Source organism: Burkholderia sola (assembly GCF_905400185.1).
Lineage (GTDB): Bacteria > Pseudomonadota > Gammaproteobacteria > Burkholderiales > Burkholderiaceae > Burkholderia > Burkholderia sola.
Genome location: NZ_FR989675.1, coordinates 2,983,938 through 2,998,298 on the forward strand (window position 1 = coordinate 2,983,938; position 14,361 = coordinate 2,998,298).

Genomic DNA, 14,361 nt, shown 5'->3' on the forward strand with positions numbered 1-14,361 from the left:
ACACCGGCTACGCGCCGCGCCGGCGGGCACGCGAGCGCTTTCGCGCATTGTGCACGCGCCGCCCGGTCAGCGGCGGCGATTTGACAATGGTTGACGCGAATCGCCGCCCATTCGGCTGGAATCCGCGCGATCCGCGACGTAATCGATACCCGACCGGATTGGCGCGCTATGCGCCGGGCGGCCGTCTTGCTCCGACGTCGGCCGCCGTCAGCGCGGCGCGGTAGACGCCGGAATTCCCCGTTCCGGCGTGCACGACACGCGTCAATCCGAATCGTCGTCGTCCGAATCGTCGCCCTCGTCGGCCGGCGCTTCGCCGTACTTCGCGACGACGGCCGCCCTGAACGTCTTCAGCGCCGGCTCCTGATCGCACAGCTTGTACAACGCGGCCAGCTGTTGCGGCCAGTCCTTCAATTCCTTCGCAAACACATGCAGGCGCGCGACGGTATCGAGCGCGTCCGCTTCGCGGCCGGCCAGCGCCTGCAGCACCGCATAGCGGCGCAGCACCGTCTCGCCGGGCAGCAGCGCGATCGCGCGCTCGTGCGCGGCGAGCTTGAGCGGCAGGTTGTCCGACGAAATCGTGAGCAGCGTCGCCGCACCGTAATCGCCCCACGCGCCGAACAGCAGCGACGGCGCATCGCGGTACTGCGCGGCCGGGCTGCTGCCGTAATAGAGCACTTCCGCGCGCTGGTAGTCGCGCAGCACGGGCACCGCCGCCAGCACGCCGCCGAACGACAGCACCGCGAACAGCCCGAATGCCGCACGCCTCGGCAGGATACGCAGCGGCTTCACCTCGAGCAGCCCGATCACGAACATCGCCGGCAAGAGGAAGAACATGTATTGCTGCGGATACTCGACCAGCGCATGCATCAGCAGGATGCCGATCAGCGCGAAGCCGAACACGCGCATGCTCGACTGCGGCGCCCGCACCGCACGCACGAACCACATGACGAGCGTGACGGCGAGCACGCCGAGCCCGACGAGACCGGACTTCGCGAGCAGGTCGATGAAGATGTCGTGCGAGTTGTTCGCGATCTCGACGCCGCCGAGCGTGCGCACGAGCGCAAACTGATGCGACGGGAATTCGCCCCAGCCGACCCCGAGCAGCGGATGCTCGCGGAACATCGCGAGCCCGTACTTCCACAGCGCGAGGCGCGGCGCGATCTGCCCGGCATCGCGCATCCGGTCGGCTGCCGACTCCGCGAGATTCAGGTGGTAGTGCACGTTGGCCCAGCGCACCGCGACGTTCACCGCGATGAATGCGACCGCAAGCACCACCGGTATCAGCCACGCACGCGCATTGCCCGGCGTGCGGCGCGATTCGACCCACGCCATCCAGAAGCCCGCGACGACCATCACCGCGACCTGCAGCCACGGCCCGCGCGACACCGTCAGCGCGAGACCGACCGACAGCACGAGCGACAGCGCGAGCCATGCCCACACCGCGAGCCGGCGCGTCTGCACCAGATACAGCGCACCCGCGAGCGCGAAGGCGATGTAGCTGGCCAGGTGGTTCGCCTGCGCCATGTTGCCGTACGGGCGGCGATCGACCGCGATGTTGTACACCACGACGAACGGCGAGACGGCCGATTCGAGGTGGAACAGCTGCACGATCTGGGTGCCGACCGCGAACACGCCGCCCACGAGCAGCGCACCGGCCATCATCCGCGACACGATTTCCGCCATCCCGTCGCGCGCCAGCGCATACCCGGCCTGCATCGCGACCAGCGCGGCGGCGAGATAGCCGACCGCCAGCCAGTTCATCGACGGCACCTTGAGCGGGATCAGCGCGACCTGCGCGATCAGCACCGCCGCAAAACCGAGCGGCGCCGCGAACGCCGGCGGCGCGGCAAACCGCTGGGCCGGGCGGCCGGTGCGCGCGAGCAGCACGACGGACACGCCCACCAGCAGATACAGCACCAGCGCGGAAAACTCCGAATAGAAGGTCGGGATCGGATACGTGTGATTCGTGATCGCGTACGGCACGATCAGGGCGACAGCCAGCGCAACGAGCGACAACGAACGGGAAAAAGTAGAAGGCATGAGCGAACCGGATGTCAGCAACCGGCGCACTATACAAAACTTTCCCCGCTCTGTGCGGGGCTGTCGCTCCGCGTGCCGGCGTCGGGCCGCAGCCCGGCCGGCCGAAGCGGCGGCCGGCAGGCCGCATGCGCGGCCGCTCTCCTTCTGCGCCAGCCTTATGCACGGCACTCCGCGGGCGCATATTTCGCGGGCAGCGTCGCGGCGTTACCGGGCAACGGCCCGGCGCCGGGCGCCGGCAGCGACGACGCGTCCTTGCCGGCGGCGAAGCATTCCCACGCAATCGCGCCCGCCTGTATCGCCCCCTTTTTGAGCGGCACGCGCGCGGTGGGCGCATCGGCCTTGTCGGGCGCGGACGGCACGAGCACCAGCGTATTCGTGCCGGCCGCGGCGACACGGGTGGTGAACGCAACCGTGATCTGGCCGGTGGCGCCATCGATCGCAACCGATTCGACGTTGCGGGTCGCGGCCGGCGGGCTGTAGCCGCCGTCGAGGCTCGCGCCGCTCGCGGCATTGTCGGCGACCGCGAGCCGCGCCGACGACGCGAGCGCAAGCCCCTCGCCGACGCGCGACCGTGCGAGGTAATCCTGGTACGCGGGAATCGCATAGGCCGCGACGACGCCGACGATCGCCAGCACGATCATCAGTTCGATCAGCGTGAACCCGGCCAGCCGCCAGCGCGGCGACGACCGGTTCGCGCGCCGCAGATCGGCGGCAACGCGACGGAACAGGGAAACGGAAAAGGCTTCGAACATGGCAGGCTCCGGAAACGAAAAACGCCTGCCGACAAAGGCAGGCGTCTCGATCGTAGCCAGCGGGCCGCGAAGCCGGCAGTCGGCCGGATGGCCAGTCAGTGCTGCGGCACGTCGCGGCGTTTCCTGAGCGCGTAACCGATCGCGACGACGAACAGGGCCCCGACGATGCTCGCGCCGTAAACCACTTCCGGCGTATCGAGCACCGGCCAGCGGTCGCCGACCGGGTCGTTCACGATCAGCCCGCCCGCGATCCAGCCGAGCAGCCCGGCGCCGAGCGCCACGACGACCGGGAAACGGTCGAGCAGCTTCAGCACTAGCGTGCTGCCCCACACGATGATCGGCACGCTGACGACGAGCCCGAAGATCACGAGCGCGATCCGGTGCGACGGATCGGCTTGCTCGGCCGCGCCGGCGATCGCGATCACGTTGTCGAGGCTCATGACCGCATCGGCGATCACGATCGTCTTCACGGCATCCCACAGCCGGTCGGCCGGCTTGATGTTGTCGTGCGCGTCGGCGGCCGGCGCCATCAGCTTGATGCCGATCCACAGCAGCAGCAGCCCGCCGCCGAGCTTCAGGAACGGCACGTCGAGCAGCGCGACCGCGAACGTGATCAGCGCGACGCGCAGCAGGATCGCCCCAGCGGTGCCCCAGACGACCCCGCGCAGCCGCTGGTTCGCCGGCAGGTTGCGGCATGCAAGCGCGATCACGACCGCGTTGTCGCCGCCGAGCAGGATATCGATGATGACGATCTGGAGAATGGCGCCCCAGTGCAGCGAGGTCAGGAATTCGAGCATGGCGGTGAGGAAAGGGCAGCGGCCGCCTCGCGGGCGACCCGGTTCATCGTCGGCACATGCAGCACGCATGCCCGGTGCTTACGAATTCATTGCGGGAGCATAACAAAAAACGCCGGCAAAGCCGGCGTTTTCTGCAGGACGAGCCCGATGGAAATACTTACAGCGCCTTCTTCAGCAGACGGCCCATTTCCGACGGGTTGCGCGTGACGGTGATGCCGCACGCTTCCATGATTTCCAGCTTCGCTTCGGCCGTATCCGCACCGCCCGAGATCAGCGCGCCGGCGTGGCCCATGCGCTTGCCCGGAGGCGCCGTGACGCCCGCGATGAAGCCGACGACCGGCTTCTTCATGTTGTCCTTGATCCACTCGGCGGCGTTGGCTTCGTCCGGACCGCCGATTTCGCCGATCATCACGACCGCATCCGTATCCGGATCGTCGTTGAACATCTTCATCACGTCGATGTGCTTCAGACCGTTGATCGGGTCGCCGCCGATACCGACTGCCGACGACTGGCCGAGGCCCAGTGCCGTCAGCTGCGCAACCGCTTCATACGTCAGCGTGCCCGAACGCGACACGACGCCGATGCGGCCCTTGCGGTGGATGTGACCCGGCATGATGCCGATCTTCAGTTCGTCCGGCGTGATCGTGCCCGGGCAGTTCGGCCCGAGCAGCAGCGTCTTGCGGCCTTCGCGACGCATGCGGTCCTTCACTTCGATCATGTCGCGCACGGGAATGCCTTCCGTGATGCAGATCGCGAGATCCAGATCGGCTTCGACCGCTTCCCAGATCGCAGCGGCTGCGCCTGCCGGCGGCACGTAGATGACCGACACGGTCGCGCCGGTTTCCGCCTTCGCTTCCTTGACGCTCGCGTAGATCGGAATGCCTTCGAAATCTTCGCCGGCCTTCTTCGGGTTCACGCCCGCGACGAATGCTTCGCGGCCGTTTGCGTATTCACGGCAGGCGCGCGTATGGAACTGACCGGTTTTGCCGGTAATGCCCTGCGTGATGACCTTCGTGTCCTTGTTGATCAGAATCGACATGTATTTTGACCTCTGTTCGATGGGCGTCGCGTGCAAGCCGCGCCGCCATGCGTATTCGATAGCGTTACTTGCCTGCGGCAGCCGCGACGACCTTCTGCGCAGCCTCTTCCATGCTGTCGGCCGAGATGATCGGCAGGCCCGAATCGGCCAGCATCTTCTTGCCGAGGTCCTCGTTCGTGCCCTTCATGCGCACGACGAGCGGCACGTTCAGGTTCACGGCCTTCGAACCGGCGATCACGCCTTCCGCGATCACGTCGCAGCGCATGATGCCGCCGAAGATGTTCACGAGGATCGCCTTCAGGTCGGGGTTCTTCAGCATCAGCTTGAACGCTTCCGTGACCTTCTCGGTCGTCGCACCGCCGCCGACGTCCAGGAAGTTCGCCGGTTCGCCGCCGAACAGCTTGATGGTGTCCATCGTCGCCATCGCGAGGCCTGCGCCGTTCACGAGGCAGCCGATGTTGCCGTCGAGCGAGATGTACGCGAGATCGAACTTCGACGCTTCGATTTCAGCCGGATCTTCTTCGTCCAGATCGCGGTACGCAACGATTTCCGGGTGACGGAACAGCGCGTTCGAGTCGAAGTTGAACTTCGCGTCGAGTGCGGTGACCTTGCCGTCGCCGGAGACGTTCAGCGGGTTGATTTCAGCCAGCGAAGCGTCGGTTTCCCAGAATGCCTTGTACAGGCCTTGCAGGATCGCGCGCGCTTGCGGAATCGATGCGGCCGGCACGCCGATCTTCGCGGCGAGGTCGTCGGCCTGCGCGTCCAGCAGGCCCGTCGACGGCTCGACGATGACCTTGTGGATCAGTTCCGGGTGCTTTTCGGCGACTTCTTCGATGTCCATGCCGCCTTCGCTCGAACCCATCAGCACGATCTTCTGCGAGATGCGGTCGACGACGAGGCTGACATACAGTTCCTGCTTGATGTCGGCGCCTTCTTCGATCATCAGGCGGTTGACCTTCTGGCCTTCCGGACCGGTCTGGTGCGTGACGAGCTGCATGCCGAGGATCTGGTTCGCGTATTCGCGCACCTGTTCGATCGACTTCGCCACCTTCACGCCGCCGCCCTTGCCACGGCCACCCGCGTGAATCTGAGCCTTCACGACCCAAACCGGGCCGCCGAGCTCTTCCGCCACCTTGACGGCCTCGTCCACCGAGAACGCCGGCTTGCCGCGCGGTACCGCGACGCCGAATTTCCGCAGGATTTCCTTACCCTGGTACTCGTGAATCTTCATGCGTGATTCCCTTCAGTCTGAGAGTTGGATGAAATGTCGCTTAAGACGCTTCTTCGAATGATTTCCGTTCATTCCTTCGTGCTGCCTTCACCGGGCAGATCCGGCCGAATCGGGCCATACCAGCGCGGGTAGTACTGCCGCACGACCTCGCCATCGAATCGCAGCGCGCGGCAGCGGCCGAGCTGGAAAGGCGGTTCGGCGTGCACGCCGTCATGGTCCGGCCCTTCGCCACCCTCCTCGCGCACGTTCCATACATCACCGGCGAACGCCTGGATCGCGGCCGTCGGCAGCACGGCGCACAGTTCGGTGAGATGGGAACAGCCTGCGACGCCGGCGAGCAGCCGGTTCGCGTTGCGGCGGAAATTGCGGAAGAGGTTGAGCCCGATGAGGGCCCGATAGGCGGGGGAAGCGGATTGACAGTGACCGGGATAGGGCACCCATTCCGAAGACGCTTCGGCGTCGACGACATTGAGGTCACGATCGATGGTCACGCGCAGCCAGAGTTCGTGGATCGGCAGGCCCTGAGGCCGGATGCCCGACGCAAGCGCGACATCGCGCGGCTTGTGGTCGGTCAGGCAGGCTTCGATGTCCCACAAGCCGTCGCCGCGCTCGTAGGCTTCCGCTCGGATTGCGCGTCGATGTCGCAACTGACGGGGCACGGGCTCGGATAGCGGCATGCTGGAGGTTGAGGCCGAAGAGGAAAACCCGTGGATTTTAGCATATTGGGTATTTGAGGCATTCGGCCCCGACGGCGGGTATTCCCGCCTGTCCGGAAGCGGTTGCGATGCAGCAAAATCGCGCGCCACGCGCGCGACCGGGCGGCTCAGTCATCGATCGGGAAATCGTCGCCGACCTTCAGCAACTTCACGATGGTCGCGCTCGAGAAGCCCCGCGCGGCCAGGAAGCGCGCCTGCTTCGCGCGCTCGGCAGGCGTTTGCGGCAGTGCACCGAATTTCTTGCGCCAAACGGCCTGCGCGCGCGTCCACTCGGTCTCGCGCAATTGGGCATTCACCTCTTCGACGAGACTGTCGCCGACCGCATGGCGCTTCAGTTCGCTGACGATGCGCGCGACGCCGACGCGCGACGCGCGACGATGCACGAGGCTCTCGGCGAAGCGCGCGTCGGACAGCCAGCCTTCCTTTTCCAGCGCATCGAGCACCGGGTCGACGGATTCGTCCTCGCCGACGTAAGGGGCGAGCTTGCGCGCGAGTTCCGCGCGGCTGTATTCGCGCCTCGACAGATAGCCGAGCGCGCGCCCCTTCAACGACCGCGGCGGCTTCGACGACTCGCGTTCGCGAGCGCCCGGGGCGTCGCTTGAAGCAGCGCCGCCGGAAGATGCGCCGAAAGACGCGCCGGATGCACGGCGTGTGCGGCGCGGATGCTGGCTGCTGCGCGTATAGACATCTTCCGTCGCGGGCGCATCGGCTGCGCGATCGCCCGGGGCACGAGCGCCCGGGGCTCGATCGCCCGGGAAGCGGACACCGGACACCCGACGGCGGGGGCGATCGTGTGCGTCGAACGATTCGTCGTCGTCGAACGGATCGTCCGGTGCGGCAATCTCAAACGAAACGAGGGCATCGTCGGATGCCCTCGTCGCGGTGCGGTTCGCAGCGTTGCCGCCTGCGTCCCGCCGGCTGGCGCCCGAGGGTGCGGCTCGCCGGCCGGAGCGACCCGCCATTTCGGGCGTGTCGTGCTCCTCCGGCTCGCCAGCCCGACCTCGGCGCGCAACCATCACTCTTCTTCGTCCAGCGCCTCGGCTTCGTTGGCTACGCCATCGGGCATGCTGACGACACCGAGCGATTCGCGGATGCGGTTTTCGATCTCGCGCGCGATTTCCGGATTTTCGCGCAGGAATTCACGCGCGTTGTCCTTGCCCTGGCCGATCTTCTCGCCGTTGTAGCTATACCAGGCGCCGGCCTTGTCGACGATCTTCGCCTGCACGCCGAGATCGATGATCTCGCCCTGGCGGGAAATGCCTTCGCCGTACAGGATGTCGAAGATCGCTTCGCGGAACGGCGGCGATACCTTGTTCTTGACGACCTTCACGCGGGTTTCGTTGCCGATCACCTCGTCGTTCTTCTTGATCGAGCCGATCCGGCGGATGTCGAGACGCACCGACGAATAGAACTTCAGTGCGTTGCCGCCCGTCGTGGTTTCCGGGTTGCCGAACATCACGCCGATCTTCATCCGGATCTGGTTGATGAAGATCACGAGGCAGTTCGTGCGCTTGATCGTGCCGGTCAGCTTGCGCAGTGCCTGCGACATCAGGCGGGCCTGCAGGCCCGGCAGCGAATCGCCCATCTCGCCTTCGATTTCGGCCTTCGGCACGAGCGCCGCGACCGAGTCGATGACGATCATGTCGATCGAGCCCGAGCGCACCAGCGCATCGGTGATTTCGAGCGCCTGCTCGCCGGTGTCCGGCTGCGAGATCAGCAGCTCCGGCACGTTCACGCCGAGCTTCGACGCGTACTGGACGTCGAGCGCGTGCTCGGCGTCGATGAAGGCTGCCGTGCCGCCGATCTTCTGCAGTTCGGCGATGACCTGCAGCGTGAGCGTGGTTTTACCGGACGATTCCGGACCGTAGATCTCGACCACCCGGCCGCGCGGCAGGCCGCCGACGCCCAGCGCGATGTCGAGACCCAGCGACCCCGTGGAGACGACCTGGATATTCTCGGCCGCCTCGCCGTCGCCCATGCGCATGATCGAGCCCTTGCCGAACTGCTTCTCGATTTGCGCGAGCGCGGCCGCCAGCGCCTTGCTCTTCTCGGCGGTCATCCCGGAGCCCTTCTTGCTATCTTCCATGAATCGTCCTTTGCTATGATGAGCAGCGTCTGTTGGAGGCGCGCCCGCATCAAGCGCTGCCCACGAATGCAGACACTGTATAAAAAAACAGTGGTTTATGCAAGCCCGCAATGCGGGTTGCGTTGTACACGAATAACTTCGGAGACAGCCGCGCCGGCGCGAACGCCCTGCCGGCATCGGTCAGCAACATGCGAATTCTCATCGCCGAAGACGACAGCATACTCGCGGACGGACTCACCCGGTCACTCCGCCAATCGGGCTATGCCGTCGATCACGTGAAGAGCGGCGTCGACGCCGACACCGCGCTGTCGATGCAGACTTTCGACCTGCTGATCCTCGATCTCGGGCTCCCGAAAATGTCCGGGCTCGACGTGCTCAAGCGCCTGCGCGCGCGCAATTCCAATCTCCCCGTGCTGATCCTGACCGCCGCCGACAGCGTCGACGAACGCGTGAAGGGGCTCGACCTCGGCGCCGACGACTACATGGCCAAGCCGTTCGCACTCAACGAGCTCGAGGCGCGCGTGCGCGCGCTGACCCGGCGCGGCGCCGGCGGCGGCCCGACGGTCGTGCGCCACGGCTCGCTCGCATTCGACCAGGTCGGCCGCATCGCGTATGCGAACGATCACGTGCTCGATCTCTCCGCGCGCGAACTCGGCCTGCTCGAGGTGCTGCTGCAGCGGATCGGCCGCCTCGTGTCGAAGGAACAACTCGTCGATCACCTGTGCGAATGGGGCGAGGAAGTCAGCAACAACGCGATCGAAGTCTACGTGCACCGGCTGCGCAAGAAGATCGAACCGAGCGGCGTGCGGATCTCGACCGTGCGCGGCCTCGGCTATTGCCTCGAGAAGGTCGCGCCCGCGACGCCGGCCGACACGGCGGCGCCCCAGCCCGCGGCCGCCGGCACGCCGCTGCGCTGACGCCGGGCGGCGCCGCGATGGCCACGCCGGCCCATTCCCCTTCCCGCCACCCGACCGGCGCGCCGTCGTCGGCTGCCGACGACGCGCGCGACGCCCGCTACGAGAACCCGTTCGCGCCGCCCGACGAAACCGAATCGCCCGAAACGCCGCGCCCGCGCTCGCTGTTCGGCGAAATCCTCGACTGGATGCTCGCGCCGCTGCTGCTGCTGTGGCCGATGAGCATCGCCGTCACCTATCTCGTCGCGAAGACGATCGCGAACGGCCCGTTCGACCGCGCGCTCGAGACCAACGCGTACGTGCTCGCCCGGCAGATCCATCCGGTCAACGGCGTCGCCGAACTGACGCTGCCGGAGCAGACGCGCGACTTCCTGCGCGCGGACAACATCGACAGCGTCTACTTCCAGGTGCTCGGCACGCGCGGCGAGCTGGTCGCCGGCGAGGCCGACATGCCGCTGCCGCGCGACGAGGACCGCCCGCCGCCGGGCGTCGTCGTGTTCCGCGACGACCTGCTGCGCGGCAACGACGTGCGCGTCGCATATACGACCGTCGCGCTGCCGCAGGCGAGCGGCGCGCAGCCCGTGCTCGTGCAGGTCGGCGAAACGCTCGACAAGCGCAACGCGCTCGCGAACGACATCATCAAGGGCGTGATCCTGCCGCAATTCGTGATCCTGCCGCTCGCGATCCTGCTCGTCTGGTTCGGGCTGTCGCGCGGGCTCGCGCCGCTCAACGCGCTGCAGGCGCACATCCGCGCGCGACGACCCGACGACCTGTCGCCCGTCGAGGCGCAGCGCGCGCCGCCCGAGATCGAACCGCTCGTCACGTCGTTCAACGACCTGCTCGCGCGGCTCGAACAGAACATGGCGCTGCAGAAACGTTTCATCGCCGACGCCGCGCACCAGATGAAGACGCCGCTCGCGGGCCTGCGCACGCAGGCCGAATTCGCGCTGCGCCACCCGGTGCCGCCCGACGTGCAGCGTTCGCTCGAGCAGATCGCGACGAGCTCCGAGCAGGCCGCGCGGCTCGTCACGCAACTGCTGGCGCTCGCGCGTGCCGAAAACCGCGCGAGCGGGCTGACCTTCGAGCCGGTCGAGATCGGCGCGCTCGCACGACGCACGGTGCGCGACTGGGTGCAGGCCGCGCTCGCGAAACGGATGGACCTCGGGTACGAAGGCCCGGACGACGACGCGCCGCTCGACGTCGACGGCAATCCGGTGATGCTGCGCGAGATGCTCGGCAACCTGGTCGACAACGCGATCCGCTATACGCCCGAAGGCGGCCGCATCACGGTGCGCGTGCGCGCCGAGCCCGCGGCGCGGCGGGTGCATCTCGAAGTCGAGGATACGGGCCCCGGCATCCCGGCCGGCGAGCGCGATCGCGTCGTCGAGCGCTTCTACCGGATCCTCGGCCGCGAAGGCGACGGCAGCGGCCTTGGGCTCGCGATCGTGCGCGAGATCGCCACGCAGCACGGCGGCACGCTGACGCTCGACGATCACGTCTATCAGCACGCCCCGCGCCTCGCCGGCACGCTCGTGCGCATCAGCCTGCCGCTGGCCGCCCCCGCCCCGGATTAACCCTGACGCGCGCCGCCGCGGCGCGGCGCAAAAACGTCGAAACCGGCGATTTACCAACCGTTCGCGCTACGATCGGCGCGCGAAGCGGCCGATTCGACGCGGGTTAACGCGCAGTGGTTTTGTACGCGCGAGTCAGTGGGCCGTAAGTTTCCGTGCCAATAATCGTCGACAGGCCCGCCCCTCCCACGGCGGCCGCATATCTATATCAAGGGACTTGGAGACGATTCATGGCAACGTTAGGCGGGCAAATTTCGCACTCGCCGATGACGGGCGAAGAGAAGAAGGTGATCTTCGCGTCGTCGCTCGGCACCGTGTTCGAGTGGTACGACTTTTACCTGGCCGGCTCGCTCGCGGCCTACATCAGCAAGAGCTTCTTCTCCGGCGTCAATCCGACCGCCGCGTTCATCTTCACGCTGCTCGGCTTCGCGGCCGGCTTCGCGGTGCGGCCGTTCGGCGCGATCGTGTTCGGCCGGCTCGGCGACCTCGTCGGCCGCAAGCACACGTTCCTCGTGACGATCGTGATCATGGGCGTCTCGACCTTCGTGGTCGGCTTCCTGCCCGGCTACGCGTCGATCGGCATCGCCGCCCCCGTGATCTTCATCGCGATGCGGCTGTTGCAGGGCCTCGCGCTCGGCGGCGAGTACGGCGGCGCGGCGACCTACGTCGCCGAGCATGCGCCGGCCAACCGGCGCGGCTTCTACACCGCGTGGATCCAGACGACGGCCACGCTCGGCCTGTTCCTGTCGTTGCTCGTGATCCTCGGCGTACGCACGTTCATCGGCGAGGAAGCGTTCGGCAGCTGGGGCTGGCGCGTGCCGTTCGTCGCGTCGATCCTGCTGCTCGCGGTGTCGGTGTGGATCCGGCTGCAACTGAACGAATCGCCGGTGTTCCTGCGCATCAAGGCGGAAGGCAAGACGTCGAAGGCGCCGCTGACCGAAGCGTTCGGCCAGTGGAAGAACCTGAAGATCGTGATCCTCGCGCTGATCGGCCTGACGGCCGGCCAGGCCGTGGTGTGGTACACGGGTCAGTTCTACGCGCTGTTCTTCCTCACGCAGACGCTGAAGGTCGACGGCGCGAGCGCGAACATCCTGATCGCGATCGCGCTCCTGATCGGCACGCCGTTTTTCCTGTTCTTCGGTTCGCTGTCGGACAAGATCGGCCGCAAGCCGATCATCCTCGCGGGCTGCCTGATCGCGGCGCTGACCTACTTCCCGCTGTTCAAGGCGCTCACGCACTACGCGAACCCGCAGCTCGAACTCGCGACGCAGAAGGCGCCGATCACGGTCATCGCCGATCCGGCCGCCTGCTCGTTCCAGTTCAACCCGGTCGGCACGTCGAAGTTCACGAGTTCGTGCGACATCGCGAAGAGCGCGCTCGCGAAGGCCGGCCTGAACTACGAGAACGTCGCGGCGCCGGCCGGTACGCCGGCCCAGATCAAGGTCGGCGACACGGTGATCCAGACCTACGACGGCAAGGCGGCCGACGCGAAGGTGCAGGGCGCGGCATTCGACAAGACGCTCGCGTCGACGCTGAAGGGGGCCGGCTACCCGGCCAAGGCGGACCCGGCGCAACTCAACTGGCCGATGACGATCGTGATCCTGACGATCCTCGTGATCTTCGTGACGATGGTCTACGGCCCGATCGCGGCGATGCTGGTCGAGATGTTCCCGACGCGGATTCGCTACACATCGATGTCGCTGCCCTATCACATCGGCAACGGCTGGTTCGGCGGCTTCCTGCCGGCGACCGCGTTCGCGATCGTCGCGGCGAAGGGCAACATCTACTCGGGGCTCTGGTATCCGATCGTGATCGCGCTGGCCACGTTCGTGATCGGCCTGCTGTTCGTCAAGGAGACGAAGGACTCGGACATCTACGCGCAGGATTGATGTTGGCTGCGCAGCGGGGAAAGGCCGGCGGAGGCACTGCTTCCGCTGGCCGGCTCCCGCCCGCGATGGAGGCCGGCACGGGCCGCCGGCAACTTTTTTCGGGGAAGATGGAAAAAGGTATTGACAGCCGGCCGGCCGATCGACATAATTTGGGTCTTCGGCGAATTAGCTCAGTCGGTTAGAGCGACGGAATCATAATCCGCAGGTCCGGGGTTCGAATCCCTGATTCGCCACCAAATGCGAAAAGCCGCTGTTTCGAAAGAAACAGCGGCTTTTTCATTGCTTCAGCGCACACGGTGCCGCACGTTGCCCGTCCTTCAGCCCGCGTGCTGCGCCGCGACTACGCCACCACCGCTCCGCGCTTCGCATCCCGTGCCTCCGCCCCCACCTTCCCCCGCCAGTTCTCCCCACCCTCCAGCGCCGGCGTCGACTCGAACACCTCCGCGATCCAGTCCGCAAACACGCGCACCTTCTGCGACAAATGCCGGTTGTGCGGATACACGATGGAAATCGGCTTCGGCTTCGGATTGCTGTCCGGCAGCACTTCGACCAGCGAACCGTCGAGCAGGTGCGACAGCACCATGAACAGCGTCGGCTGGATCATCCCGAAGCCTTCGAGCCCGCACGTCACGTAGGCATCCGAATCGTTGACCGTGACGCTGCCGTTCATCCGCACCTCGAACGGCTTGCCGTCGATCATGAACACCCACGGAATCGCCCGCGCGCCGTGGCTCGAGCGGAAATTCACCGCATGATGTTCGACGAGATCGGCAATCTCGTTCGGTTCGCCGTGACGGGCCAGGTAATCAGGCGACGCGCACGTCACGCGCTTGAGCATCCCGATGCGCCGCGCGACCATCGACGAATCCTCGAGCGGCCCGACCCGGATCATGCAGTCGATGCCCTCCTCGACCGGATCGACGTAGCGGTCGGACAGCCCCAGCTCGAGCGTGATGTCCGGATAGCGCTGCCGGAAAATCGACAGCGACGGCAGCACGATGCGCCGCCCGAGCGAACTCGGCATGTGGACGCGCAGCATGCCGCTCGGCTTGCGGTTGCCGGCCTGGAAACTCGCGTCGGCCTCGGCGATCTCCGCGATGATCTTCATGCAATGCTCGTAGTACGCGGCGCCCTCCGGCGTCAGCGACAGCCGGCGCGTCGTCCGGTGCATCAGGCGCACGCCGAGCAGCGCCTCGAGATTCTGGATGATGGTCGTCACCGACGCGCGCGGCATCGCGAGCGTGTCGGCCGCCCGCGTGAAGCTGTTCGCGTCGACCACGCGGGTAAAAACTTCCATTGCCTGGATTCGGTCCATGCCGCTTCCCC

13 protein-coding genes and 1 tRNA gene are annotated in these 14,361 nt (G+C 66.6%); 4 read left to right on the forward strand and 10 right to left on the reverse strand.

From position 1 onward, the window contains the following. Positions 1-261: 261 nt before the first annotated feature. The 9 genes from KR541_RS13775 to KR541_RS13815 form a co-directional block, all read right to left on the reverse strand. Complete coding sequence (locus tag KR541_RS13775) at positions 262-2,040, reverse strand: PglL family O-oligosaccharyltransferase (RefSeq protein ID WP_216089588.1); 1,779 nt, start codon at positions 2,038-2,040, stop codon at positions 262-264. 155 nt (positions 2,041-2,195) lie between these two features. After that, positions 2,196-2,792: a pilin gene (locus KR541_RS13780; RefSeq protein WP_050014570.1), complete on the reverse strand. Its 597-nt coding sequence runs from the start codon at positions 2,790-2,792 to the stop codon at positions 2,196-2,198. A gap of 95 nt (positions 2,793-2,887) precedes the next feature. Then, on the reverse strand, positions 2,888-3,589 hold the full coding sequence (locus KR541_RS13785) for a TerC family protein (RefSeq protein ID WP_050014572.1): 702 nt from the start codon (positions 3,587-3,589) through the stop codon (positions 2,888-2,890). 157 nt (positions 3,590-3,746) lie between these two features. Then, entirely contained in the window at positions 3,747-4,628 is an 882-nt protein-coding gene (sucD, locus tag KR541_RS13790) for a succinate--CoA ligase subunit alpha (RefSeq protein WP_006477916.1), read from the reverse strand. Between the two features lie 64 nt (positions 4,629-4,692). Further along, positions 4,693-5,859, reverse strand: a complete 1,167-nt coding sequence (sucC, locus tag KR541_RS13795) for an ADP-forming succinate--CoA ligase subunit beta (RefSeq protein ID WP_006477915.1) — start codon at positions 5,857-5,859, stop codon at positions 4,693-4,695. 68 nt (positions 5,860-5,927) lie between these two features. After that, positions 5,928-6,536: a DUF2889 domain-containing protein gene (locus KR541_RS13800; RefSeq protein ID WP_050014576.1), complete on the reverse strand. Its 609-nt coding sequence runs from the start codon at positions 6,534-6,536 to the stop codon at positions 5,928-5,930. Between the two features lie 146 nt (positions 6,537-6,682). After that, complete coding sequence (gene recX / locus KR541_RS13805; RefSeq protein WP_089488787.1) at positions 6,683-7,591, reverse strand: recombination regulator RecX; 909 nt, start codon at positions 7,589-7,591, stop codon at positions 6,683-6,685. Beyond that, positions 7,591-8,661 carry a recombinase RecA gene (recA, locus tag KR541_RS13810; RefSeq protein WP_011546125.1) on the reverse strand — a complete coding sequence of 357 codons (1,071 nt, stop codon included), beginning with the start codon at positions 8,659-8,661 and terminating at the stop codon, positions 7,591-7,593. Before recA ends, recX begins: the two co-directional genes overlap by 1 nt. A gap of 49 nt (positions 8,662-8,710) precedes the next feature. Further along, entirely contained in the window at positions 8,711-8,851 is a 141-nt protein-coding gene (locus KR541_RS13815) for a hypothetical protein (RefSeq protein ID WP_160300515.1), read from the reverse strand. On the opposite strand from KR541_RS13815, the gene KR541_RS13820 reads away from it, so the two are divergent. The 4 genes from KR541_RS13820 (at position 8,850) to KR541_RS13835 (ending at position 13,271) form a co-directional block, all read left to right on the forward strand. Further along, complete coding sequence (locus KR541_RS13820) at positions 8,850-9,578, forward strand: response regulator transcription factor (RefSeq protein ID WP_006497347.1); 729 nt, start codon at positions 8,850-8,852, stop codon at positions 9,576-9,578. The two genes, KR541_RS13815 and KR541_RS13820, sit on opposite strands and share 2 nt — an antisense overlap. Before the next feature lie 17 nt (positions 9,579-9,595). Beyond that, complete coding sequence (locus KR541_RS13825) at positions 9,596-11,149, forward strand: sensor histidine kinase (protein ID WP_089488788.1); 1,554 nt, start codon at positions 9,596-9,598, stop codon at positions 11,147-11,149. A gap of 227 nt (positions 11,150-11,376) precedes the next feature. Then, entirely contained in the window at positions 11,377-13,035 is a 1,659-nt protein-coding gene (locus KR541_RS13830; RefSeq protein ID WP_050014581.1) for an MFS transporter, read from the forward strand. Positions 13,036-13,194: 159 nt separating this feature from the next. Beyond that, positions 13,195-13,271 (forward strand) — tRNA-Met (locus tag KR541_RS13835). A gap of 104 nt (positions 13,272-13,375) precedes the next feature. Here KR541_RS13835 and KR541_RS13840 read toward each other — a convergent pair. Continuing rightward, on the reverse strand, positions 13,376-14,350 hold the full coding sequence (locus tag KR541_RS13840; protein ID WP_089488789.1) for a LysR family transcriptional regulator: 975 nt from the start codon (positions 14,348-14,350) through the stop codon (positions 13,376-13,378). Positions 14,351-14,361: the final 11 nt, after the last annotated feature.